Annotated in this window: 27 protein-coding genes; 13 read left to right on the forward strand and 14 right to left on the reverse strand. The window is 48.5% G+C overall.

Annotation, left to right across the window (positions count from 1 at the left end):
• The first annotated feature begins 135 nt into the window (after window positions 1–135).
• The 8 genes from ON05_RS17060 to ON05_RS17095 all read left to right on the forward strand — a co-directional run bounded on the left by ON05_RS17060 (window position 136) and on the right by ON05_RS17095 (window position 4356).
• On the forward strand, window positions 136–1134 hold the full coding sequence (locus ON05_RS17060) for a DNA methyltransferase (protein WP_010474105.1): 999 nt from the start codon (window positions 136–138) through the stop codon (window positions 1132–1134).
• The gene (locus ON05_RS17065) at window positions 1131–1799 is read left to right on the forward strand and encodes a hypothetical protein (RefSeq protein WP_262561890.1); all 669 of its coding nucleotides are present in this window, start codon (window positions 1131–1133) and stop codon (window positions 1797–1799) included. The genes ON05_RS17060 and ON05_RS17065 overlap by 4 nt, the downstream gene beginning before the upstream one ends.
• Window positions 1800–1948: 149 nt before the next feature.
• Window positions 1949–2167, forward strand: coding sequence for a type II toxin-antitoxin system Phd/YefM family antitoxin (locus tag ON05_RS17070; protein ID WP_262561891.1), 219 nt, complete (start codon window positions 1949–1951; stop codon window positions 2165–2167).
• Window positions 2168–2215: 48 nt separating this feature from the next.
• Window positions 2216–2482, forward strand: coding sequence for a DUF433 domain-containing protein (locus tag ON05_RS17075; protein WP_029315230.1), 267 nt, complete (start codon window positions 2216–2218; stop codon window positions 2480–2482).
• A gap of 215 nt (window positions 2483–2697) precedes the next feature.
• A complete protein-coding gene (locus tag ON05_RS17080; protein WP_010474101.1) occupies window positions 2698–3045 on the forward strand; it encodes a hypothetical protein in 348 nt (115 codons plus the stop codon).
• Window positions 3042–3197 (forward strand): hypothetical protein, encoded by a 156-nt coding sequence (locus tag ON05_RS17085; RefSeq protein WP_010474100.1) that lies wholly within the window; start codon window positions 3042–3044, stop codon window positions 3195–3197. Before ON05_RS17080 ends, ON05_RS17085 begins: the two co-directional genes overlap by 4 nt.
• A gap of 140 nt (window positions 3198–3337) precedes the next feature.
• Window positions 3338–3568 (forward strand): hypothetical protein, encoded by a 231-nt coding sequence (locus ON05_RS17090; RefSeq protein WP_010474099.1) that lies wholly within the window; start codon window positions 3338–3340, stop codon window positions 3566–3568.
• A gap of 218 nt (window positions 3569–3786) precedes the next feature.
• Window positions 3787–4356, forward strand: coding sequence for a Uma2 family endonuclease (locus ON05_RS17095; protein ID WP_010474098.1), 570 nt, complete (start codon window positions 3787–3789; stop codon window positions 4354–4356).
• 55 nt (window positions 4357–4411) lie between these two features.
• Here ON05_RS17095 and ON05_RS17100 read toward each other — a convergent pair whose 3' ends face one another.
• From ON05_RS17100 to thrS, 12 genes are all read right to left on the reverse strand, one after another.
• Entirely contained in the window at window positions 4412–4807 is a 396-nt protein-coding gene (locus tag ON05_RS17100) for a Fur family transcriptional regulator (RefSeq protein ID WP_010474096.1), read from the reverse strand.
• A gap of 201 nt (window positions 4808–5008) precedes the next feature.
• Complete coding sequence (locus ON05_RS17105; RefSeq protein WP_010474094.1) at window positions 5009–6469, reverse strand: hypothetical protein; 1461 nt, start codon at window positions 6467–6469, stop codon at window positions 5009–5011.
• 103 nt (window positions 6470–6572) lie between these two features.
• The gene (locus tag ON05_RS17110; RefSeq protein WP_010474092.1) at window positions 6573–8408 is read right to left on the reverse strand and encodes a nucleoside recognition domain-containing protein; all 1836 of its coding nucleotides are present in this window, start codon (window positions 8406–8408) and stop codon (window positions 6573–6575) included.
• Between the two features lie 407 nt (window positions 8409–8815).
• Window positions 8816–9937: an NAD(P)/FAD-dependent oxidoreductase gene (locus ON05_RS17115; RefSeq protein WP_010474090.1), complete on the reverse strand. Its 1122-nt coding sequence runs from the start codon at window positions 9935–9937 to the stop codon at window positions 8816–8818.
• A 98-nt stretch (window positions 9938–10035) separates the two neighbouring features.
• Complete coding sequence (locus ON05_RS17120) at window positions 10036–10569, reverse strand: TIGR02652 family protein (protein ID WP_039780308.1); 534 nt, start codon at window positions 10567–10569, stop codon at window positions 10036–10038.
• A gap of 2 nt (window positions 10570–10571) precedes the next feature.
• Window positions 10572–11726, reverse strand: coding sequence for a WD40 repeat domain-containing protein (locus tag ON05_RS17125; RefSeq protein ID WP_010474086.1), 1155 nt, complete (start codon window positions 11724–11726; stop codon window positions 10572–10574).
• Between the two features lie 35 nt (window positions 11727–11761).
• Window positions 11762–12385 carry a Crp/Fnr family transcriptional regulator gene (locus ON05_RS17130; protein WP_010474084.1) on the reverse strand — a complete coding sequence of 208 codons (624 nt, stop codon included), beginning with the start codon at window positions 12383–12385 and terminating at the stop codon, window positions 11762–11764.
• 301 nt (window positions 12386–12686) lie between these two features.
• Window positions 12687–13079, reverse strand: coding sequence for a DUF1636 domain-containing protein (locus tag ON05_RS17135; RefSeq protein WP_010474082.1), 393 nt, complete (start codon window positions 13077–13079; stop codon window positions 12687–12689).
• A 258-nt stretch (window positions 13080–13337) separates the two neighbouring features.
• On the reverse strand, window positions 13338–14270 hold the full coding sequence (locus tag ON05_RS17140) for a ribulose bisphosphate carboxylase small subunit (RefSeq protein WP_010474080.1): 933 nt from the start codon (window positions 14268–14270) through the stop codon (window positions 13338–13340).
• Between the two features lie 37 nt (window positions 14271–14307).
• Window positions 14308–14793, reverse strand: a complete 486-nt coding sequence (gene hisI / locus ON05_RS17145) for a phosphoribosyl-AMP cyclohydrolase (RefSeq protein ID WP_010474077.1) — start codon at window positions 14791–14793, stop codon at window positions 14308–14310.
• Window positions 14794–14835: 42 nt separating this feature from the next.
• Window positions 14836–15372, reverse strand: coding sequence for an SgcJ/EcaC family oxidoreductase (locus ON05_RS17150; protein WP_262561893.1), 537 nt, complete (start codon window positions 15370–15372; stop codon window positions 14836–14838).
• A gap of 10 nt (window positions 15373–15382) precedes the next feature.
• A complete protein-coding gene (thrS, locus tag ON05_RS17155) occupies window positions 15383–17233 on the reverse strand; it encodes a threonine--tRNA ligase (RefSeq protein ID WP_010474073.1) in 1851 nt (616 codons plus the stop codon).
• Between the two features lie 138 nt (window positions 17234–17371).
• On the opposite strand from thrS, the gene folE reads away from it, so the two are divergent.
• Genes folE through ON05_RS17180 form a run of 5 tightly spaced genes read left to right on the forward strand, consistent with a single transcriptional unit; the run spans window position 17372 to window position 21350 of the window.
• Entirely contained in the window at window positions 17372–18007 is a 636-nt protein-coding gene (gene folE, locus ON05_RS17160) for a GTP cyclohydrolase I FolE (protein WP_010474072.1), read from the forward strand.
• A 27-nt stretch (window positions 18008–18034) separates the two neighbouring features.
• Window positions 18035–19009, forward strand: coding sequence for a GTP-binding protein (locus ON05_RS17165; protein WP_010474071.1), 975 nt, complete (start codon window positions 18035–18037; stop codon window positions 19007–19009).
• Window positions 19006–19764 (forward strand): GTP-binding protein, encoded by a 759-nt coding sequence (locus ON05_RS17170; RefSeq protein WP_010474070.1) that lies wholly within the window; start codon window positions 19006–19008, stop codon window positions 19762–19764. Before ON05_RS17165 ends, ON05_RS17170 begins: the two co-directional genes overlap by 4 nt.
• Before the next feature lie 10 nt (window positions 19765–19774).
• Window positions 19775–20587, forward strand: a complete 813-nt coding sequence (locus tag ON05_RS17175) for a metallophosphoesterase (RefSeq protein ID WP_010474069.1) — start codon at window positions 19775–19777, stop codon at window positions 20585–20587.
• 25 nt (window positions 20588–20612) lie between these two features.
• Entirely contained in the window at window positions 20613–21350 is a 738-nt protein-coding gene (locus tag ON05_RS17180) for a metallophosphoesterase (RefSeq protein ID WP_010474068.1), read from the forward strand.
• A gap of 38 nt (window positions 21351–21388) precedes the next feature.
• On the opposite strand, the gene ON05_RS17185 is transcribed toward ON05_RS17180, so the two are convergent.
• Together ON05_RS17185 and ON05_RS17190 are read right to left on the reverse strand one after the other, a co-directional pair.
• On the reverse strand, window positions 21389–21703 hold the full coding sequence (locus ON05_RS17185; protein WP_010474067.1) for a HigA family addiction module antitoxin: 315 nt from the start codon (window positions 21701–21703) through the stop codon (window positions 21389–21391).
• Between the two features lie 9 nt (window positions 21704–21712).
• On the reverse strand, window positions 21713–21994 hold the full coding sequence (locus ON05_RS17190; protein ID WP_010474066.1) for a type II toxin-antitoxin system RelE/ParE family toxin: 282 nt from the start codon (window positions 21992–21994) through the stop codon (window positions 21713–21715).
• Between the last annotated feature and the right edge of the window lie 169 nt (window positions 21995–22163).

Consider the following 22163-nt stretch of genomic DNA (forward strand, 5'->3'; position numbering starts at 1 on the left):
GATAGAGCTACTGTACACATACTCAGAGTTGTGTACAAGCTATAAGAATTTGAAACTAATCGCTACATAGATCTCAAGCAAGACCTTGTATAATGAGGCGCCATATTTACGTTGTTTTTGTAAGAGTTTTAGAGAATGAAAAAGCGTGCTCCTCGGAATCGAACACTTACATGCTCAGAACACGAGCTGGCAAAATTCAGTGAATCTTTATTATCTCTTAATTCTCATGTGTGTATTGAACAGATAGCAGGAAGAGTTATCAATCAAGACTTTTTTAGTGCAGCGCAATATCTACCAAAAGAGTCTGTTGATCTCCTAGTTATGGACCCTCCTTACAATCTCTCAAAAAACTATAATGGACATCTATTTAGGGAAAAAGAAAAAGGGGAATATAATGACTGGTTTTTATCTGTCTTAAAACTTCTTAAACCCCTACTCAAGCCTACTGCAACGCTTTATATTTGTTCTGACTGGAAGACATCTGTAATTATTGCACCACTTCTTGAAAGAGAATTCTATATTCATAGTCGTATCACATGGGAACGTGAAAAAGGTCGAGGTGCAAAAACGAACTGGAAAAATAATACAGAAGATATCTGGTTCTGTAGCGTTACAGATCAATATACTTTTAATGTTGATTCAGTTAAACAGAAGCGGAAAGTAATTGCTCCTTATAGGCATAAAAATGGAAAGCCAAAAGATTGGAATGAAGAGGATAATGGAAATTTTCGACTGACACATCCTTCCAATATATGGACAGATATCAGTATTCCATTTTGGTCAATGCCTGAAAATACAGATCATCCAACACAAAAGCCAGAAAAATTGATTGCCAAGTTAATTCTTGCAAGCTCTAATCCTGGTGATGTAGTGCTTGATCCGTTTCTTGGTAGTGGGACTACAGCAGTAGTAGCAAAAAAGCTTGAACGTAATTTTACTGGCATTGAGTTGAATCAGGAATATTGTTGCTGGGCACTAAAGCGTCTTCAATTAGCAGACGATGACTTGTCAATTCAAGGATATGCTGATGGCGTTTTTTGGGAAAGAAACACTTTGAATGAGCAACAAAAGGAAGGGAAGCTTTTGAGCATGAAGAAATCAGCTCAGAGTAATCAGAAGGAACTATTTGGATGAGATCTAGCTTTTTCTATGATGGTCATTATTTAGAGGTAGCCGAGCAAATTAAAACTTATATCAACTCAGTACCTGACTTTCTCTCGAACCAAACTGCAAGAAGTACGAGAGCAGCCGGAGATGCAATTGAGGGGTTGATTTCTGAACGCTTTGAAGGCTTTCTAGGAGAATGGTGTCGAGACTACTCTTCAAATTTTGCTCGTCGTGCTATGGCTGATCTTGCATTCAGAGACAGAGAAGATTTCTACTGTGTTGTAGACGTCAAAACTCATCGAGAGGATACCAAGTTCAACATGCCAAACCTGACATCAGTGGAAAGGCTGTCCAGATTCTACGAAGACGATATGAATGTGTTTTCACTGATTATGGTGAAGTACGCAGTTAATGAAAATAGAGTTAGAGCAACTGAAGTTAGTTTTGGGCCAATTGAATTTCTGGATTGGGATTGCCTAACTGTAGGGGCACTTGGATGGGGACAAATACAAATTGCCAACTCTAATTTCATTCGAATGAATCATGGATATTCCAGAAAGGCATGGATGTTGACTCTCTGCGAAACCATGTTTGAGTTCTACCCTAAAGAAATACAGAAAATTCAAGAGCGAATTGGACGTTTTCAAGAAGTTCAAAATCATTGGGATCATAAAAATGATATTTGGGCCTAAGAATTCAAATGCAGCGAACTACGAGTTTTCAAGCTTTATATGATGCTTATTTTCTACAAGTTGCTCAAACGTTATCTAGTCCATTGCTAACTTTAGATACGCGCCTGAAAGCAGTCGCTCAGAATATGAGCATAAAGACATTGGAGTAAATGATGAAAGTTTATACTTATTCTGAGGCAAGGCAAAATCTGTCAGAGCTTTTAAATCAAGCGCAGGCAGAAGAAGTAATCATTAAAGGAAGAGATGGAGCCGTTTTCTCTGTCAAAGCCAAGAAGCCAAAAAAATCTCCCTTGGATGTTGAAGGTATTGAATCCACTGTGTCAAAGAAGCAAATTTTAGCAGCCGTGCGAGAGTCAAGAAAGTCATAAACGGCGCTGGTGATTTTCCGCATTGATACAGTCTCTTATGCAGCTTTTATGTACTACCAACACATCATCACGATTGAACCTGGACAGCGCAGTGGTAAACCCTGTATTCGGGGAATGCGAATCACAGTGTATGACATCCTAGAATACTTGGCTGGTGGAATGGCCGAGGCAGAAATTTTAGAGGATTTTTCTGAACTCACTCTGGAAGATATTAAAGCGTGTCTTAGAGGCTGTTTGAAAAGTCCTGTCTTTTACGAGAAACATGTATTTCAGGCTCTGTCTGTCAACGAGAGATCAAGGGTTTTAGACTACTGACTGACCTTTTCAAACAGCCTCTTACTTTTGCTGCTGAGCTTGAGAAAAAATGATTCATAGCATCAGTGTGAAACTGCTTTTAGATGAATCTGCTCACATGGCATGAGTCAAACCGTTAGCCTTACGAGTCTGAAGTCTGTCTTTGCATCAAAAGTGGGTAACGATGGGTAATGAATTGATAAGCTTTAGAATCAACTCGAATTAGCAATCTCGCAATGTCAACCCCAGAAGCGCTTGAAGCTCTTGTTACACAGCTGACCCAGGAGCTTGGCCAAGTTCAGAAAACTGCCCAGTATGGCCTTGATATAACCCGACAAAAACTTTCAACCTCCCCAGATAACCCTGAACTCACTCAATTGTTTGCAATTTTCAACAATGTCTCATTCTTTACCGAAAACTATAAGGCACGCATTCAGACAACGGTAAGAGCAGCTTCCGAGACAAATCTACAATCCGAACAACTCCAAGACGCTGGTCAGGGTCTAGCTACCTTACTTGGAGTCGTTGTAGAAGCTAAACTGTTAGTAGAGAATTCTGTCCGTCGCTTGGATAAGCTACCATGACACAGGCTGAACAAAGTACTACCAAGCAATCTGAGCTAAAAGAGATTGTTGCCTTAGCTGAGGCTGCTGAAGCAAAAATGCAGCTATTTGCCCATCAGGCTGAAGAATTTATAGGCAAGTGGGAGCAGACAGTGAGTCAGCACGATAGCTAAACCAGATCCACCTATAAAACGAATGCATCGCACACCATGAGACTCAGGCCATTCGTCGAGACTGCCAGAAAACAATGTCTCTGAGCATCAGCCACAATCGATAAACGATGTACGATTGTGACTTTTGCCACGACAAAATCATGACTGAACTCCTTCAACAAGCGATCTCCCAAATCCAAAAACTCCCACCCCACCAGCAAGATGCGATCGCGGCTCGATTTTTGGCAGAGTTGCAAAACGAGCAAAAATGGGCAACCCGTTTTGCTGCTACAACAGACGATCAATGGGATCAGATGGCAGCAATGGTACGGCAGGAGATCGCGGCAGGAGGAACGGTTCCACTTGGTGAAGTATTCCCAACACAAAAGTGAAATCAAGGGTCACCAAGTCATTTCGCCAGCGGTTAGACGATTGGTACTCGTTTTACCTAAACTTGAGATCGCATTTAGAGGGCTTCATCTTAACTGCAACTTTTCAATGCAATGGAGGGATAAGTTACTTTGCTCACGAGGCACAGTCGCGATCGCAAACACTTCTCAACTAGAATCAGACCATAGGCAACATGTGAGACACACTAAGTAGGCTGTCTATGGAAACGCTGACAATCAATGCCTCAAAAGCAGCATTAACTGAAGCGCAGTTTTACAATATTTGTCGTCAAAATGAAGGATTGCGCTTTGAGATGACCGCACAGGGAGATCTAATCGTTATGCCTCCAGTTGGCGGTTTAAGTGGAAGTCGTGAATCTGATTTAAATGCAGATGTGCAGATTTGGAATCGACGCACTGGCTTAGGTCAGGTGTTTAGTTCTTCAACGGTATTTCAATTGCCCAATGGTGCGAAACGATCACCAGATGTTGCCTGGGTCGAACAAAGTCGCTGGGATACCCTGTCACGAGAAGCGCAAGAAAAATTTCCACCCCTGGCCCCCGACTTTGTGATTGAGTTGCGGTCCCGGACTGATGACCTAGCTGTGCTGCAAGCGAAAATGCAGGAATATGTAGAAAATGGTGTGCGGCTCGGTTGGCTAATCAATCCCCAGGATCAGCAAGTGGAGATTTATCAACCAGGGAAAGATAAAGAGATGACATCGCTGCCAACTCAACTGTCAGGAGAAGAGATATTGCCAGGTTTTACCCTGGATCTACCGCAGTTTTAGGGGTTAGGATCCTCACCCAGTACTTTTAGTACCTATTAAATGCCCTTACCGCTATTCAGGCGGAAACCCCCACTTCAGCGCAGTTCTGGCATAGACCAAAGAATTCTAGGGTGTGGTAAAAGACTTGAAATTTCTGAGTTTGGGCAAGTTCCTGTTCTAACTCGTGGACTGGACAGTTCAGCAATGGCATGGAAATGCCACAGTGGACACAAGTCAGATGATGCCGATGAGCAGAGGCAATACTATAGACTGCTTCACCATTCGTCAAAGTACGCGTTTGCACCTTGCCATGCTGTTGGAGAACCTTGAGGGCACGGTAAATGGTTGCCAACCCCACTCTTTGTTGCTGCTTTTTTAATTCTTGGTGCAAATCTTGAGCAGAGAATTCTTGGAGAGTGGAAAAAAGGACTTCCAACACGCGCCGCTGATGAGGGGTTAGTTTCTCTGGCATGCTCAACTCCTTACTGCACCTGGAATGAGAACAGTTTTTTGGCAAATCACAAGACTATCAAACATGATTATCATTCTCATTTTATGATAACAGCCGTTCTTAAGAGACCGTCAATATTACGATTTAGCCCTAAGTCTTTTTGGGTTAACGACCAGAGGAATGCAGCTACTTCAGGTAATTGCAGAAGAGTAATTGTGGCCCTCACGGTAACCATTGTGGATCGATACCTGAGCCAACGGAATAAGGCTGCTGATTACTACTGTCTAAGGGCAAAATCCAAAGATTACTGGTGGTCACTGAACCACCTTGATTCGTCTGAGCAATCTCTGGATTATCGGGACTCGCTTCAATCGCTTGGTCGAATAGCAACGCTGAACCATCTGGAGCAAGGGCCATAGTTGTATCACGCTGATTGGGTAGATTTAAGAGCCGAGTTTCTTTTTGGGTAGCTAAGTCAATTGTGGCCAGATACGGGATTTCTACATACTCTTCGCCAGAGCTAACCTGAGTAAGCAAGCAATAAAGTAACTGTTTTTTGGGGTCAAAGGTCGCTCTGAGAATTGAGCCGGTTGTCTTGAGCAGTTCGTTTTGCTGGCCCTGAGTCGTGACTAAGAACAAAGACTTGGTGAAATCGGGGTTGAACTTAAGCATCGTAGCGGCTGATCCGTCTCTTGCGAAGCTTAAAACCATTCCAAATTTGGGCAGAAACTCTAAGGGCTGATCATTCTCACTGCCTTCTAGGGGTAAGATGGCCAGTCCCTGTCCTTGGGCAATCACAAGCGATCGACTATCTGGGGCAATCAAGAAATTGCCTCCTTCGACCTTCTCTAATAGTTGGATCGATTTGCCTATGGGGAGTTGCCAAAGACTGACCTGGCCTAAGCCTGCCCCTTCTTTCAGTGCCCGCTGGACAACAATTCGACTGCCGTCTGCAGCTAAGTCGAATTTGAGAATTTGATATCTCTGGTTATCCAAGACCTCTTCGATCTCGCCTGGGGGTTTTTGAGAACTGTTATTTAGATCAGGTGGATTGGTCTGTAACCCTGTCGTAACGGTGTAGAGCTTGGGGTTAAACTCTCCTTCCGAGACAAGACGCTTAGCCGTAGCAGCGAATAAAATACGATCGCCGTAGGGATACGGCTTAAATTCTGTGACGACTAAGTCGGCAGGGGTCAGAATCGTTTTTTGGTCTTGGGTTAAATTCTGAAGAATTAACCGACCTGACTCTTCCCCATTCACACCGATATAGACATAGGCGCGATCGCGACTCCGAAACGTCCCCGAAAACGGCTGCATCACCTTGGGCTGGACATTGGGACTCAAGCCAACTTCCTCTACTTGGCTCAGCTGAACTTTGAATTCAGTCCCGTAAGGCATGGGCTCAGTTAGCGTATAGGCCAGTCGTCGGCCTGACCAGCTTAATTTTCCCGGCAACTCCGGGGTTAAGGTGAGGTTTTCTTCCACCTTAGGCCAATCCATCGTCCGATTAAACGACAAGATAAAAGCGGTATCTTCCATGCCAACCTGTTTCTCTTGCCAACTAAAGTCTCGAACAATGGGTACTGAATGGTCACCCCCCATGATGATCAAGCCGATCAAGATGGTGAGAACGACCATCACGGTAATGGCAATACGATCTAGGGGGTAAATCCGGTACTTCATAGGGCTGTATATGGAAACGCTGACAATCAAGCATCTGCTGTGGGTTGTTTAGGGAATCTTCAGCCCAGGCGGAAACGACAAAGGCTCGCCGAATCACCTTTCTTCAGGCTGAAGCCCCTACTTCAATCCGTTTTGGCACAGTCCCAAGAAGTCTAGGATGTGGCAAAAAACTTGAAATTTCTGTGTTTGCGCAAGTTTCCGTTCTGACTCGTAGACTAGGCAGTTCAGTCATGGCATGGAGTTGACACAGGTCAGATGATGCCGATGAGGGGTGTGCCTCGTTGGCTAATGCACCTAAGCACCAGTACCCGCCCCAGGCCAAGATCAAGGAGAAGCAAGTTGCCGCGATTGCCTGGCGACCCATTAACGCCAAGGCAAATTGGAGAGACTGTTCTCGGGCGATCGTCAGGGCCGTGACTAAACAAGGCAACAAGACACCTGCCAAGTAGACCCCTGTGAGAATTTGCAGCGGTGTGAGAACGGAGAGGGTTTCAGGTTCAGCAAAGAGCAGCAGACCATCTTTACGAATAGAGGCCAGAATCATGGGCAAGGCTGCTTCTGGAGGGAGGCGAAAGATCTGCATTAGGGGATGAATTATAGATGCAGCAGCAGTCAGAAGACTCAGCTGATCTAACATCGATGCGATCAAGGTAATGGCCACAAAAATGGGAATGGCACTGGTAAAAAACTGATGGAGGGTGCCCTGGGTTTCTCGCCAGATGGTGGCCCAGCGCGGTCTTTCCAAAAACGTGCGGTGTTCAATCATCAGCCGGTTGTGAGGTGAACGAGCCGACTTGGGAGCAATCAAGCGAGTGTAGATCAGCGTTGTCACAGTGAGATAACCCAGGTAGGGAATCACCAAACTAGGCCGATGGGCTGCACTAAACACCGCCAGGGTGGCACCAAATTGGTAAGAACAGGCAGAACCAAAGGCAATTGCCGACATACATGTTTTTCGAGCGCAACTCGAACAGGCACGGGTACTGATCACCGCTGGCACATTACAGCCAAATCCCATCACGACCCGCACCAGATCACGTCCAGATAAACCCAAGGGGTGCAGCAGTGGATGGAGAGCCACCGTAATCCGCTCTACCAAGCCACTAGCCTTGTAAGTGCCTAGACATAAGGCATAGAGAATGACGGTCGGCACAGCCCAGATCCATAGCAACGGTCCCATGGTCAGCAAGCCATAACGCCCAATCAGCATTTCCCTGGGCAAAGCCAGAGGTATATTAGCCAGAACATCTACTAGAGGTTGGAGCAGCGCTTGCATCAGAGGCTCGACCACTGCCGCAAAGCTATTGGCAAACCACACCGCAAGTAGGGTCGGTAGTAGTAGAAGACTGATCGCCACCAGCCAACCAAACTGTGGATGTTCTAACACCGTTGGTCGCGGTTCAATTCGCCATCCCGTGGGAATGGGTTGCCATTCTGGGGAAAATATAGTCGGCTCTTGCAAGGTTGCCCGAATGTCGTGGTGCTGGGCTGGGGTTAGATGTCTTGCATCAACGGGGATAAACGCCAGGTTAGAGTTCTGTTCCCAGCATTGAACACTCTGCTGGGTCAATCCAGCCTGCGACACTTTGTCCCAAAACGTGATCACCACAATGCCCCGCTTCCCCACCACCAAGGGCCATAAATCCGCTAGGTCTTCATCAATATGGGTGGCTTTGATCACCAGCAACACGGTGTCATGGGTGTCTAATTGTGCCAGTGCAGCTTGGGTGGTGACCCGATCAGAACGGTACATAATACCGGGGGTATCCACAACAGTTAGTCCGCCTCCGACATAGGTGTCACAGGCAATCGTAGAGCCACGGAAGTTAATGCTGTAGGGCAAACATCCCGTAAGGGAGGCAACCAGTTGAGATTTGCCTGTATTCTCTTTACCAATCACGACGATAGAGCGCTGGGCGGGTGGGGTAAGTAGGGGCATGGCAGATCATTAAACAGAATCGGACAAGATAACGCTGCTCTCTCCCCAGTAGTAGAGCCACTGGCGAAATCAGCATTTGTTTACATAGCAAAGCCTTTTTCAGCCCCCTAAATCCCCCATTCTGAGGGACTTTGAACCTATAGCTAAGCTGAATAATAGGACCGAAGATCTCAAGCATTGTTCTCTCAAATCCGATTTTGCATATCTGTGCGGAGAAATAGGTAAAGTCCCCCACTGGTGGGGGATTTAGGGGGCGAGTGCAAGGGTGAAAGCCATCGATATAATCGCCCCATATAACTGGACGTGAATTTTGCCAGTAGTATCAGAATTGGGGGGCTGGAGGGTCTAGTGCAATCCATAAAGGGTAAGAGCAGCTTCAGGTAGGATTTATGCAAGAGGTCTAGTGATTAGCAGATACAGTCGTTGTCGCAACAAGACAGGTCATCTAGAAACATGCCTTGCTGGCGGTAAGTTTCTAACGGTGCAGGGTCCAGGTCTAAACGACGTGCGATCGCATCAGCCACTACCGCAAACCGCTGACGAAATTTATAGATAAAGCAAAAAATAACATCGTGATGACGGACTGAAGGGCCAACCACAAATAGACCTGGCGTCAGCGTCGACTCATCTTCATCATTCAAAATGGCATGCCCCCCTGACCACAGAAACAGCGATGCAATCTGCTGCAAGCTGGTCTCAAAACCAGTACAGAGAATCGGGGGATGAACCGTCAGCCATTTCTGGTATTCGCTGAAGACGGCATAGCCCTCTGACACTTTTTTGACTTCCTCAATGGAGGCATTGCCGATCAAGTCGAGACGACCCGTTTGATGGGCCAACATCACGCGCTGCAGCGTATAGGGTGACAAGGAAATACTCGGATCCGTCTCCTGGTTCCCCCACACCCCAGTCCGATCTAAAACCCTGACGCTCTTTCCTAAGGCAACTAAGTGGGTCGCGGCATCCATACCACTTTCATAGCCACCGATGATCGTAAATTCATCCCCTGGCAAATTTTTCCAAGAGCGAATCTGAGAATTGTGAATGCAATGGTCTGCTCCCAAAAATGGATTTAACTTTGGGTATTGGAATTCTCCAGCAGCCCAGATCACAAACTGGGTTTTGACGTCTCCGCCAGAAGTTTTGAGGATAAAGCCACGACACTGAGAAAGGGGCTCAATGTCCAAAACATCCGTTCCCGTCTTCACAGGCAACTGGAAGTGATCGACCACCGTTTGCAAGTAGAGGGCATACTGCTGGCCATTGATATGTTCTCGGCGAAAGGCGATCGCTGGCGATGTTTTCAAGGTAATGGCATTGAGATCGAGTAGGCCAAAACCATGACTCGGAAACGAGGGGGTGATTAAATTCATCTCCGCTGGCCAGCGACTAAAGGAGGCTCCCACCTGCTGCCGTTCCAACAGGATAAAGTTTTTCAGGCCCAGATCCTGAAGCGCGACCGCACAACCCACCCCGGCTGGCCCTGCACCGACTATCACCACATCATAGGAAGAAGTTGTCTGTTTCATGGATAGACTTGCTGCCAGCAGGATTTAAATATAATGATTATCATTATCATAGTTTTTTAGAATCAGCCAACGCTGCCTCAACGTAAGCAATGCCAGTCCTAACGGCCCTTGGACTTGCCAACGCCCTCATCCCATCGGGTACAGAACGGGTAAGCATAAGCCGGCGGGCCAAATTCTGTAGAAAATTCAAAATTGATCACCTGCCAGCGGGAATCAGCATCGATGGCAGGGCTAAATTCTAAAGGCAGCCCATAGAGCCGGGGTTTCGCATAGTAAATCTGTCGCCACCAATCAGATTGGAATTCTAAATGGGGCTGGACTAGTGCTTCATATCGGCGAGCAAGGGTCAGTTTAACCGCCCGAAAACCCTGGTAATGCAGGTGATCAAGCACTTGGAAAACTTCTATCTTTAGCCCTTCTGGGTTGCGGTGCTGCTGATACCAGTTGCCCTGCCAGGGATACCAACATCGCTCCGTATCGAGGTGAACGAGACTGCCCGTTACCGGATCGGCTTCAAAGACCCCATGACTCGGGCAAAGATACGCCTCGGTTAGCATCAGGGCTGGACTCTGTCGGCGGCAAATCGGACAGCTAATATGGATACCAAAAATGGGCCAATCTAACAGGGTCATGCTCAGTCCAGCCCCCATTCGTCGTTTTCATAACCCAAACCTTCATAACCCAAGTCAACGGACCAAACTAACACTTCACCCCGTTGCCCCCCTGCGGCGAGACACTGTCCAGTGGGGTGCCAAGCCAAACATGAAAATCCGTCCATCGCGCCATCGAGCATCTGAGCAGCTTCAACCGCTGCTTTCCACAAAATGACCCAACCATCTTCAGATAGAGAGGCAAGCAGACCTGTTTGGGGCTGAAACGCAATATCTAAGACGTTCGCAGTGTGGCTATCTAATATCCAACTTTGCCAGCCTTCGTCGGGTACTAGCATCGACATCGCTACCAGTTCACGGGTTGCAGCCGCTAAAATAGGGGAGCGATCTGCATCGGGTACATCGGCCCAAGCCAGTTGGCGGATCTTACCAGGGAAGCCCCGAATGAGGGTTGGTAAATCATCTTCTGCGGTGGAAGCCTGATTGATAAAGGACACCTTGGCCCACGTTAGAATACTGACACTTAGATCTTGATTTGCTGTTGCGAGATAAGCCCCTTCAGCAGACCAGGATAGAGACATTGCTGGAGCCATCAGTTCCCATTGATGGAGAGGGTGATCCCACTGTGGAATCCGCCAAATGTTGACTAGGGTATTGGCTGCCACCGCAAGATGTTGCCCATCGGGCGACCAGCCAATGTCTTGAACTTGGGAAGCGAGTTCAAGAGTAGTCAGCATTTCAGCCCGATCAGCATCCCAAATTTGCACCGTCTTCCCTCGATTGAAGGCGAGTAAGTTGTGGTGAGGATGCCACTGGAGCCGATCAATCCAGGCAGAGTTGCCCATTAGGATCTCTGAGGCTGGGGCTGTCTCTGTCGCCATCTCTATCGTCATGGGCCAAAGGTGAATCTGCCCTGCTTGGCCACCAGCTGCTAACCACTGGCCATCAGCGGAGAAGGCGATGTCATCGATGGATAAACCACTGGCATCTTGAAGCAATAGTGCACTATCGTTGTGCAGCAAAAAAACCTCTCCTGCCCCCGACGTCACCGCCAGGGTATTGCCAACGGGCGACCATGCGATCGCAGTAATGTAATCCGATAGTTGATGATGGCGACTCAGTTCTGCTAGGGGCTTAAGTAGGGGCATCGAAGATGGCGAAGGAGTGAGGGTGAACATCTTGTCAAGCGGTTACTTCATACATCATTCCGCCATTAGTAACGACAACGTTTGAAGGGATACTCAACAGGCTTTGTTTGGGGACCAGAATGATGACGCAAGACGCAGCCTTTTTTTGACCAGGACAGGGTATCTTCTCTCTCAAACTCCCCGATTAATCGCGTCACCGTGACTCGGCTGGAGCCAATCACTTCAGCAATATCTTGATGAGTGAAGGGAAGCGGGATAAAGCATTCATCTCCAGATCGCTGGCCAAATCGGTCAGCTAACCAATTGAGAAACCGACTAAAGCGCGTTTGAACTGAACCATGCTGCATGGTGAGCAAGGCTTGACTTTGTTGAATGTGACACCACATAGCCTCCTCTAGTGCCTGGTAGTCATTGATCAATAGTCGATGGACTCGAACAGTGCCCAGACATTCAGCTTGGTAAGGTTCAATGCCAGCGAACAGATGCCCAATGATATCTCCCGCTCCCCAGAGTCCTAGAGTAGTAATATCACCCTCTTCGTGAAGAGTAATGCTGCGAACCATACCCGTATCAATTTTCCAGAGAAGGTTCTGAATCATGGGTAAACATTCCCGCCGCTTAAACGTCCGAACGACAGGGCTAGTCTCTGGTGGATGAGTCGTGGCGTATGTGGGGGTAATCAGTGTCATGCATAAAGACCTAGATTTAGGGATGTGCCGAAGACGCAACTGAGAGCCGAGCGGATCTGGTGTCCTCAGCTAGCAATGCACTACATATGTATAAATCTCCAGATAGGTGTCTGGATTGGGTCTACATATTTAGACAATCGCCCGGAAACAGCGCTTTCTCAATGTCATTTCCAGCATGATGAGTTCAGACGAGGGATCTGCGCAGAGCAAGTCGAATCGAAATATCTGCATAAAATAGTCTCCTGTGGGATGCAAGGTAGAGGGTCAACCCATTGAGTCATGGAACAGAGTTCGGATGCGATTACAGACTGGGGTAGGGAATTCTCGCTAGAATCCCTTTTTGCAGCGACTCTGGACGATGCTGACGGGGAACGATGCCCTCTGAACTGGAATAATATTGGCGGGCCAGTTGCAAAACTGCCGCGGCACTGTCTAGGGGCAGTAGGTCACCAAACATTAAGGAGTTTTTCCCTGCTGCTGCTAGGGCAATGGTGCAGGGACGATTGCAGGCACTTAGGCAGTCCACCGCTTCGATCTTGAATTCAGGCGGTAGAGGTGATTGCTCCTGAAGCTGCCGTAAGCTGCTAAGCAGGTAATAACCACCGCGTTGTCCTCTGTAATCCCGTTGGGTCGGCGAGAAGGCACAGGACCGACAGACGAATAGAGCATGTTGAGTCATGATGGGCAATGCCATACTTAAACGTCATGGGTAGTCGCTAGCGAGATGAGCCACCCGGAATAGATTGAACCGCTTGCACAAGATATTCTAAAAATGATAATGATTATCATTCTTTTTTGCAACCCGACGTTCTGGCTCTTGCAACCTGGCGGTAAAGTGATGTGTCTCTGAGTTTGACAAGCGACGAGATTACCCAGCTTTTACCCTCGTGAAGGATGAAATGAACTGAGATCGGCTATTGCGCATAGCTTAGCTCTTCTACTGAGAAACGCACTAAGACAGAATAGGCCTTTGCAAGAGCCACTCCATCACCCGTTGTTTATGGGAGTCGATGCTGAAGACTCGCACTGCGTTACCTTGATATTCCGTCATTCTGCGATTGAGACTGTCCAGAACTTGCTGTGGATAGGTCCCCTCAAGGGGTGGACAACTTTGCCAAGATCCAACCTTAAAGTGTCTAGCATCGGCCTGTTCAATGCCAATTTGATTCCCTAACCGAAGTTGACCCAGAATCTGTTCCAGCACTTCAGCGCTCAGCTGTTCTTGGAGCCTGTCAGTCTGAGGTCGAGCTGTCTCAGAGCGATGGCCATTGTTCAGCGGTGTAGTACAGGCAACATCGTCTGCACATCGGTAGCCTGCCAGTAAGGCTCGATTGATCTCCACCACATGATGAGAAAAACGATGATCGGTGGTCTTAGCATCCGGTAGTCGGTCAGCCTCGCTTTGGTTGGTAATTACAACTCCTGATCCAACATATTTTCCAGGTGGAATTTCCACATCCTGGATCAGCGCATGCATCATCACAATACAGCGGTGCCCGACCTTGGCATTAAACACCGTTGATCGAAAGCCGATAAAACAATCATCGCCAATATAGGCAGGTCCGTGAATCAAAGCCATATGGGTAATGCAGGTATGTTCACCAATCCAGACCGAGTAGGACTCACCATCATCTCCGGTGACTCGCCCTCGCTCTAAACCGTGGATGACCACACCATCCTGAATATTGGTGTTCCCACCGATGTAAAAGGGCATCCCCTCATCTGCTCGAATGGATGTGCCGGGGGCAATTAAGACCTGATGCCCTAGACGAACATCTCCGATCAAGCTCGTTGAGGGATGCACATAGGCTGACTCATGGATTTGAGGCTGATCCAACCCTCGATCCCAAGGAGTTGGAGGCGAAGGTTGCTGACGTAGAGGCATCTTTAATACTCCATTGATTCAAAGTCGGCTGAACCCATCAAAGCTGAGTTGGATTAGGGGCATCTCCATAGACCTGTTTAGGGTCAAAGGTTTTAGCAGCTTCGGTGAAGGTCAAGGCAATGGGAGAGGAGCTATCCACTGCTTCTGTCCCTACGGGAATTTGACGATAAAAACAGGATCGATAGCCCACATGGCAACTGGCTCCAGAACCCGCAACAGTCACCCGCATCCATAGGCAGTCTTGATCATCATCAATCAGTAACTGCTGGACGTATTGAACTAAGCCACTGGTCGCCCCTTTGTGCCAGAGGGTCTGGCGACTGCGGCTGTAGTAATGGGCCTCTCCCGTTTCAATCGTTTTCATCAGTGCAGTCTGATTCATATAGGCATGCATGAGCAGTTCACCCGTCTGGGCATCTGTGGTCACCACAGGAATTAAACCGTCTGCATCAAATTTGGGGGAAAGCAGCGTTCCTTCTTCAACTTCTTCGACAGAGGTACGTTGAGCAAATAGGAGAGTCATAATAGGCCTCAGAGAAAAGGATGGGTAAAGCAGTAAGCATCTTTAAGACATTTTTTCCGGCATGCTTGAAGAGTGGTGATCAACGATTAGCAAGCGATCGCCCATTTTGCGATAGACAAAGGTAAATCTCGCCATCAGATCGGACGGTTGGCCTTCTTTGACCACTGCAAAGGCATAGAGACCAGAATTAACAGCCAGATCACAAAAAACCTGGATATTTTGCTCCACGATCCGACCATTCGGCTTAAGGGCCAGAAAGCCTTGGAAGTAATCTTCAATTTCAGCAGGGGTATGTCGGACGCGATTGGACACCGTGGGCACCAGAATGGCATCAGGGGCATAGGTTTTGACCACTTCACTCGGTCGTCCCGTTTTCAGAGACTGATCCCACTGCTCAAACAAATCAGCAATTTCCGATGGGGCCACGGTTGGGCAGCCAGTTTCAGCTAAAACAGGTGTACAAAAAAGACTCAATAGTACACAGCAGCCCAGTAGCATTCCGATCGCATTCTTGATTCTGAGAAATGTTCTCTGCTGGGGATGATCTGAGCTGCAGGGCTGATAGGCAACGTTCATCATTTTTCCTACTCTAAATGTGTTGTTTGGCATCAATGGCGGCCTGCATTTTTTCGCACAGTTCGGGGAGCTTCAATAGCTCCTGCTCTTCTGAATGCCGAGTTCGAATATTGAGGGCCTGGGCTTCGACTTCTTTTTGACCCACCACGGCGACCACCGGAATTTTTTCCAGGGCTGATTGGCGAATTTGTTTTCCTAAACGCTCTCCCGTCTGATCGATTTCAGCCCGAAACCCCTGCTGCTGAAGCTGCGCTAAGACTTCAAGGGCATAGGGACGTTGGGCATCACTGACGACGAGTAGCCGAATTTGTACAGGAGCTAGCCATAGGGGGAAATCTCCCGCATAATTCTCGATTAAAATGCCAAAGAATCGTTCTAAAGACCCGAAAATGGCCCGATGAATCATAATCGGGCGCTGCCGCGTTCCGTCTGCGGCGACATATTCCATCTTGAAGCGCTCGGGTAAGTTAAAGTCCACCTGAATCGTGGAGCATTGCCACAGCCGCCCGATCGCATCCCGTATCTTTAGATCGATCTTCGGTCCATAAAAGGCACCCCCGCCTTCATCCGTCAGGTAATCCCAGCCTTTACGCTCTAGGGCTGTACGCAAGGCCTGAGTAGCCAAGTCCCAAATATCATCACTGCCCACCGATTTATCAGGCCGGGTTGAGAGATTAACCTCATAATCCCGAAAGCCAAAGTCCGATAAAACCGTTTCGGTGAGATCCAGAACCGCCAAAATCTCGTCGGCCACCTGATCCGGTAGACAAAAAATATGGGCATCGTCTTGGGTAAAGCCTCGGACCCGCATCAGTCCATGTAGGGTCCCAGAGCGTTCGTACCGATAGACCGTCCCCAACTCCGCCCACCGCAGGGGAAACTCTCGGTAGGAATGGAGATCGTGCTGATAGGTGAGCACATGAAAAGGACAGTTCATGGGTTTGATCTGATAGGCCTGGGTCTCCACTTCCATTTGATCAAACATGCTGTCCCGGTAGAAGTCGAAATGACCCGAGGTCTTCCACAGATCTAGATTGGCCATATGGGGGGTATAGAGCAACTCATATCCCCCCTGTGTATGCGCTTGTCGCCAGTAGGTTTCAATGACCTGGCGAATTCGAGCCCCTCGGGGATGCCAAAAGACCAGTCCTCCGCCAGCGTTGTCTTCAATACTAAAAAGCTTCAGATTTTTGCCCAACAGGCGATGGTCTCGACGCTGGGCTTCTTCTTTTTGGTGCAGGTAAGCTTTTAACTGCTTCGGTGTTTCCCAGGCGGTTCCATAAATCCGCTGCAGCTGCGCTTGGGTTTCATCGCCACGCCAGTAGGCTCCGGCGACGCTTTCAAGCATAAAGGCCTTAGAGTGCAGTTCCCCCGTACTGTTGAGATGGGGACCTGAGCACAGATCCCACCAAAATTCATTGGGGGCCACTGGTAGAGGCTCAATTAGTGAGGCTTCCGCCTCGGGATGCTGGGTCCGTCCGGTATCAGGACTGCCAATAAAATAGCGGGTAATGGTTTCCCCCGCCGGAATCTGGGCCAATATTTCTAATTTGTAGGGTTCTTGCAACTGTTCCAGTTCGGCCTGCATCTGATCGCGATCCACTTGTTCGCGGATGATCGGCAAATTGGCTTTGATAATCCGCCGCATCTGAGTTGCGATCGCATCTAAATCCTCTGGCGTAAATGCCTGGGCACGGTCAAAGTCATAGTAGAAACCGTTCTCAGTCGTTGGACCAATCGTCACCTTCGTCTCAGGAAACAGATGCTGCACCGCCATGGCCATCACATGGGCGCAGGTGTGGCGGAGTCGCTGCAATTTTTCGGTGGAATTGGGCGCTGACAGGGTCGAAGAAGCAGTAGACATGGAGGCTTGAAGGGAAGGGTGAAGGGTTGCTTAAGCATATGATAATGATTATCATTATATCTGTATAATGCCAGTTTGCTTTTAGAGCCGACTGGATCTTGAAGTGTCCCCTTATCCCTTTCCACGTTAGGAGTTTCTATGACCGTGCCTTCCATCCCTTCATTTGTTCCTGAGACGATTACCACTGAAGCTCAGCCCATCGTCTCGGAGGCCGAAATGGAGGCCGCCGTCCGTACGTTATTGCTGGGTATGGGTGAAGATCCTGATCGAGAAGGTCTGCGAGATACCCCTAAGCGAGTGGTTAAATCTTTAAAATTTCTGTCTTCGGGTTATCAGCAATCCCTGGATGAATTGCTGAATGGGGCCGTCTTTTCTGAAGACCTGGATGAAATGGTCCTAGTGCGCGATATTGATCTCTTTAGTTCCTGCGAACATCACATTTTGCCTATCATTGGTAAAGCCCATGTAGCCTATATTCCCAACGGCAAAGTGATTGGCCTGTCGAAAATCGCCCGCATCTGTGAAATGTATGCTCGGCGGCTTCAGGTACAAGAACGGTTAACCGCCCAAATTGCGGATGCCTTGCAGGGCCTCCTAAAGCCCCAAGGGGTGGCTGTGGTGGTAGAAGCCAGTCATATGTGTATGGTGATGCGAGGGGTGCAAAAACCCGGATCTTGGACCTCCACCAGCGCCATGCGAGGCGTCTTTTCTAGCGATGCCCGCACTCGCCAAGAGTTCTTTAACCTGATCGCCCACGCACCAGCTATTCGCTAGTACCCACAGCTTGGACCGAACAGCACTATGCTTCCTGTCCCTGGACTCTTTGAATATCGGTTGCCCGTCACCCTGATCACAGGCTTTTTGGGGAGTGGTAAAACCACTCTCTTAAACCATTTAATGCGCCATTTGGGGGATCGACGTGCGGCAGTGTTTGTCAATGAATTTGGAGCTATTGACATTGATAGCCAAATTCTGGTGACCGTGGATGAAGATCTGGTGACCTTGTCTAACGGCTGCATCTGCTGCCAGATCAAGGATGATTTTCTGATGGCCTTCCGACGGGTCTTGGCCTATAACCAAATGCAAACGTCCGCCGGGAAACGGGGGCTAGATGCCATTTTTTTGGAAACCTCCGGGATGGCCGATCCCTATCCGCTGATGCTCACCTTTAGAGCGACTGAACTCTGGAGCCTGACCCGTTTGGATGCAATCTTGACCGTTGTGGATGCTGAGACCTTTACGGCTGAACATTTCCAAAGTCAGACGGCCCTTGCTCAAATTCAACATGGTGACATCATCCTGTTGAATAAAACTGATCTAGTCGATCAAGAGCAGCTTAAGTCTGTAGAGACTGAGATTCGGCACCTAAAGCCCCAGGCCAGGATACTGCCGATGACCTATGGCCAAGTGCCCCTTTCCAGCGTTTTAGATGTGGATCTCTATTCCGAGGATATGGAAACAGGCTCACCCTCAGGAGTCCAGCATCTGCAGAATGACGGGTTTGTCGCTGTCCCCTTTGAAAGCGATCGCCCCTTTAGCTTAAGAAAATTCCAGAAATTTCTGGACTATCAGCTCCCCTCAGAAGTCTTTCGAGCGAAAGGGGTTCTCTGGTTTGACGAAAGTCCCCACAGACATCTATTTCAACTCAGTGGTAAACGGAGCCAGCTTCAGGACGAAGCTTGGCATGATCCCCCCAGAAACCAACTGGTGTGCATTGGCCGTAACCTAGATGAAAAACAATTACAATATCAGCTCCATCAGTGTCTTGCCCCATGAGTAGTCCTTCTGTTATTGCCGTCGCTGGCCCCTTTGGCAGCGGTAAAACCACCTGGATTAACCAGTTTTTAAAGAATGAAACGGCTCTCTCCTATTATTTCTATCCGGGACTAGACCGAAGCCCCGTTGACCTGATTCGAATTGGCTATTGTTTCCCTTGGGTTCAGGTCATGTCTGATCTGCAAGCGCCCCAGGTGTTCTCCTCTCTGCCCGACGGAGCAGTCATTTATCTAGAGCTAGACTTTCTTGAGCCCATAGAACCTCTTCTACCGAAGGCACTTCCCTGTCATCACGTGGCTGTCTTGCCGCCTGATCTGCAAGAGTCTGCCTGGCACGAATGGGCAGATGAGATTGTGACCGGGAACGATATTGCGATTCCAAATGCAACCCAGCCACCGGAGCGATGGCACGCCCCCTTACAGGGGCAAGTCTTTGATCCTGCCAGCTTAGAGGTGGTACTGACGGAACTAATAGAGGGGGCCTATGGTGAGGTGCATCGCATCAAAGGTATCTTTGAGATGCCCGATGGCCAAGCCCTTTACATTGATTTTGTGGCCGGGCTGGAGGGAGTTGAATATACCGAACTCAATATTCCCCGTTGGCTAGAAGGACGCCCCGATCGCTGGAGTGGGATTGAAGTCATAGGCAACAACCTCCAGCCCAAAATCATCTCCGAAACCCTCTTGGATGGAGGCCTTACTGATCAAATCATTGCCTATTATCAACAGCAATACCAAGCCTTAAGCCCTGTATAAAAGGTTCAGCATGAAACTTGCGGTAATTTCCTGTATTCATGGCAATTATGAGGCCCTGAATACCGTGCTCTCTGATATTGATCACCATCAAGCCGACCAAATTTACTGTCTGGGTGATTTAGTCGGTTACGGTCCCTACCCCAATGCCGTGGTGGAGATGATTCGTTCCCTCGATATTCCCACCTGCCAGGGCTGCTGGGATGAAGATGTGGTCGAAGGTCTGAATGCCTGTGAATGTAGCTATCCTTCCCTGATCGCAGAGAAGCGGGGAAGGCAAGCCCATGAATGGACCAACCAAGTCATCCATCCAGAGGTGAGGGACTATCTGGCCCAACTGCCCCTGACCCTACAGACTGAGAACCTAGCCTTTGTCCACGGGAGTCCCAACAGTCAGCATGAATATTTACTGCCCAGCATGGATGGATTTGCGGCCCTAGAGCGGGTGGTCTCCACCGACGCAGATGTCTTGTTCTGTGGCCATACCCATGTTCCCTATGTGCGGGAGCTAGAGGATGGCAAGCTCTCCGTGCGCGTTCACCAACCGGGACAAGACGACCAGCAGCATCAGTTCACGGCGTCTTTGAAGCGAATTATCAATGCCGGATCCGTGGGAGAACCCCGCCATGGACGTCCCAATGCCACCTACGTTCTCTATGACACGGATACGGCCCAGGTCACCCTTCAGGAGGTGCCCTATGACTATGAGAAGACCTGTGCAGCCATTATTGACAAGGGTTTGCCGCCCATTTTTGCCTGGCGCTTAGCGCGGGGGATGGAGTTTGCCGAACGAGCCGACGATCCTAGTCATGTATGTCAGCGGTAGCTGGCCCCAATTCAGGAGGTAGAAAATGGAACAGTGGGCAATTTTAAGTGGGATAGAAGGTAATCTCGGCGCCTATGAGGCGGTACTGGCAGATATCCGTCGACAGCGCTTTCCGGTGTCGGATGTATATGTTTTAGGCGATTTTGTGGGCTTCAAGGGAGATAACGAGGCCGTAATCCGACGACTTCAGTCTCCGGGTGCTGGGGAATTAGAGCCCCAAATTTGTATCGGTTGGTGGGAAGAGCAGTGCTTTAATTTATACGGGTTGGGCAGCTTACCCGATGCCCCAGAGCTGGTAGACCAAGAGGGGGCCGATGCAGTTCAGCGTCTCTGGGAATCGGTCTCCCGGCAGTCCGTACAGTGGATGCGATCGCTCCACTTTGGATTTCACGAATTAGACTGCCTGCTGATACATGGCAGTACAGTGGGTTATGCAGATGAACTCACACCGGATACACCGGCGATGCAATTGTGCGATCGCTTAATTAGAGCCGATGCCAATCACCTCTTCTGTGGCCGCTCAGGACTCGCGTTTGAATGTTGGATTGAGCCAGAGGATCTACGCTCCACGGTCATGACCCTAGAGGGCACGCAGACGACCCCAGCCCAAAAATACACATCTCGACGCATCATCGGTGTAGGCAACGTTGGACGCCAGCCTGGACAGGCAACCTATACTCTTTATAATCCTGCCAACAATCAAATCACCTTTAAAACCGTGAAATACAGTAAGGCCAAAGGCTTTGCTGTTCAGCACTCCTAGAGGTGTTTTGGGCAATTGATGCATATGCGATCGATCGCTTATTGCTTTGAAGGCTCACTCCCTAAGGCAACCACTTCTTTATTGAGTTGCTCCCCTACTTCATCCTCAGCCACATCCAAGTCGTAATCCATTTGCAATCCCAACCAAAATCGTGGCGACATATTGAAATAACGAGCTAAACGAAGGGCTGTATCCGCTGTAATACGTCGCTTTCCATGAACAATTTCGTTAATCCGTCGTGCAGGAACTCGAAGTGCCAAAGCCATCTGATTTTGACTAAGATTCATTGGCTTTAGAAACTCTTCTAAAAGTACCTCACCAGGATGTACTGGCATCAGCTTCTCTTCATTCATACTTCCACCTCAATGATAATCAACGATCTCTACGTCTAAAGCATCACCGTCTTGCCACAAAAAGCAAATTCGCCATTGATCATTAATCCGAATGCTGTGCTGACCTTTTCTATCACCAACAAGGCGCTCCAATCGATTAGCCGGTGGGACGCGAAGATCTTGAAGGGTTTCTGCTCGATTTAGCATCCGCAGTTTCCGCAATGCCACTTGCTGAATGTCCGAGGGTAATTTGCGAGAACGCTGACGCTCAAAGACTTTCTGAGTCTCTTTATCTTTAAAGGTTCGGATCATCCACTAATGGTGCTGTGCTGTGTATCCATTCTATAACGCATCACGTTAAACGGTCAGGGATATATTACTGGACTACACGAGATTAAGTTTTCAGTATTTGTGGGAGGCCCAATTGGTTGCAGTCACAGGCACGAGTAGAGATAAAAATGATTACGCCGCAGTATTGGCC

The sequence above is a fragment of the Acaryochloris sp. CCMEE 5410 genome, from assembly GCF_000238775.2.
In the GTDB taxonomy this organism is placed as follows: domain Bacteria; phylum Cyanobacteriota; class Cyanobacteriia; order Thermosynechococcales; family Thermosynechococcaceae; genus Acaryochloris.

What these genes read in the sequence shown, in the direction of transcription:
- folE (WP_010474072.1), top strand. Translation starts at nt 17,372, where the DNA reads ATGACCGTGCCTTCCATCCCTTCATTTGTTCCTGAGACGATTACCACT.
- thrS (WP_010474073.1), bottom strand. Translation starts at nt 17,233, where the DNA reads ATGTCTACTGCTTCTTCGACCCTGTCAGCGCCCAATTCCACCGAAAAA.
- ON05_RS17130 (WP_010474084.1), bottom strand. Translation starts at nt 12,385, where the DNA reads ATGACACTGATTACCCCCACATACGCCACGACTCATCCACCAGAGACT.
- ON05_RS17180 (WP_010474068.1), top strand. Translation starts at nt 20,613, where the DNA reads ATGGAACAGTGGGCAATTTTAAGTGGGATAGAAGGTAATCTCGGCGCC.
- ON05_RS17125 (WP_010474086.1), bottom strand. Translation starts at nt 11,726, where the DNA reads ATGTTCACCCTCACTCCTTCGCCATCTTCGATGCCCCTACTTAAGCCC.
- ON05_RS17170 (WP_010474070.1), top strand. Translation starts at nt 19,006, where the DNA reads ATGAGTAGTCCTTCTGTTATTGCCGTCGCTGGCCCCTTTGGCAGCGGT.
- ON05_RS17175 (WP_010474069.1), top strand. Translation starts at nt 19,775, where the DNA reads ATGAAACTTGCGGTAATTTCCTGTATTCATGGCAATTATGAGGCCCTG.
- ON05_RS17100 (WP_010474096.1), bottom strand. Translation starts at nt 4,807, where the DNA reads ATGCCAGAGAAACTAACCCCTCATCAGCGGCGCGTGTTGGAAGTCCTT.
- ON05_RS17065 (WP_262561890.1), top strand. Translation starts at nt 1,131, where the DNA reads ATGAGATCTAGCTTTTTCTATGATGGTCATTATTTAGAGGTAGCCGAG.
- ON05_RS17105 (WP_010474094.1), bottom strand. Translation starts at nt 6,469, where the DNA reads ATGAAGTACCGGATTTACCCCCTAGATCGTATTGCCATTACCGTGATG.
- ON05_RS17070 (WP_262561891.1), top strand. Translation starts at nt 1,949, where the DNA reads ATGATGAAAGTTTATACTTATTCTGAGGCAAGGCAAAATCTGTCAGAG.
- ON05_RS17090 (WP_010474099.1), top strand. Translation starts at nt 3,338, where the DNA reads ATGACTGAACTCCTTCAACAAGCGATCTCCCAAATCCAAAAACTCCCA.
- ON05_RS17165 (WP_010474071.1), top strand. Translation starts at nt 18,035, where the DNA reads ATGCTTCCTGTCCCTGGACTCTTTGAATATCGGTTGCCCGTCACCCTG.
- ON05_RS17150 (WP_262561893.1), bottom strand. Translation starts at nt 15,372, where the DNA reads ATGATGAACGTTGCCTATCAGCCCTGCAGCTCAGATCATCCCCAGCAG.
- ON05_RS17085 (WP_010474100.1), top strand. Translation starts at nt 3,042, where the DNA reads ATGACACAGGCTGAACAAAGTACTACCAAGCAATCTGAGCTAAAAGAG.
- ON05_RS17095 (WP_010474098.1), top strand. Translation starts at nt 3,787, where the DNA reads ATGGAAACGCTGACAATCAATGCCTCAAAAGCAGCATTAACTGAAGCG.
- hisI (WP_010474077.1), bottom strand. Translation starts at nt 14,793, where the DNA reads ATGACTCTCCTATTTGCTCAACGTACCTCTGTCGAAGAAGTTGAAGAA.
- ON05_RS17060 (WP_010474105.1), top strand. Translation starts at nt 136, where the DNA reads ATGAAAAAGCGTGCTCCTCGGAATCGAACACTTACATGCTCAGAACAC.
- ON05_RS17080 (WP_010474101.1), top strand. Translation starts at nt 2,698, where the DNA reads ATGTCAACCCCAGAAGCGCTTGAAGCTCTTGTTACACAGCTGACCCAG.
- ON05_RS17190 (WP_010474066.1), bottom strand. Translation starts at nt 21,994, where the DNA reads ATGATCCGAACCTTTAAAGATAAAGAGACTCAGAAAGTCTTTGAGCGT.
- ON05_RS17185 (WP_010474067.1), bottom strand. Translation starts at nt 21,703, where the DNA reads ATGAATGAAGAGAAGCTGATGCCAGTACATCCTGGTGAGGTACTTTTA.
- ON05_RS17110 (WP_010474092.1), bottom strand. Translation starts at nt 8,408, where the DNA reads ATGCCCCTACTTACCCCACCCGCCCAGCGCTCTATCGTCGTGATTGGT.
- ON05_RS17075 (WP_029315230.1), top strand. Translation starts at nt 2,216, where the DNA reads ATGTACTACCAACACATCATCACGATTGAACCTGGACAGCGCAGTGGT.
- ON05_RS17120 (WP_039780308.1), bottom strand. Translation starts at nt 10,569, where the DNA reads ATGACCCTGTTAGATTGGCCCATTTTTGGTATCCATATTAGCTGTCCG.
- ON05_RS17140 (WP_010474080.1), bottom strand. Translation starts at nt 14,270, where the DNA reads ATGCCTCTACGTCAGCAACCTTCGCCTCCAACTCCTTGGGATCGAGGG.
- ON05_RS17135 (WP_010474082.1), bottom strand. Translation starts at nt 13,079, where the DNA reads ATGGCATTGCCCATCATGACTCAACATGCTCTATTCGTCTGTCGGTCC.
- ON05_RS17115 (WP_010474090.1), bottom strand. Translation starts at nt 9,937, where the DNA reads ATGAAACAGACAACTTCTTCCTATGATGTGGTGATAGTCGGTGCAGGG.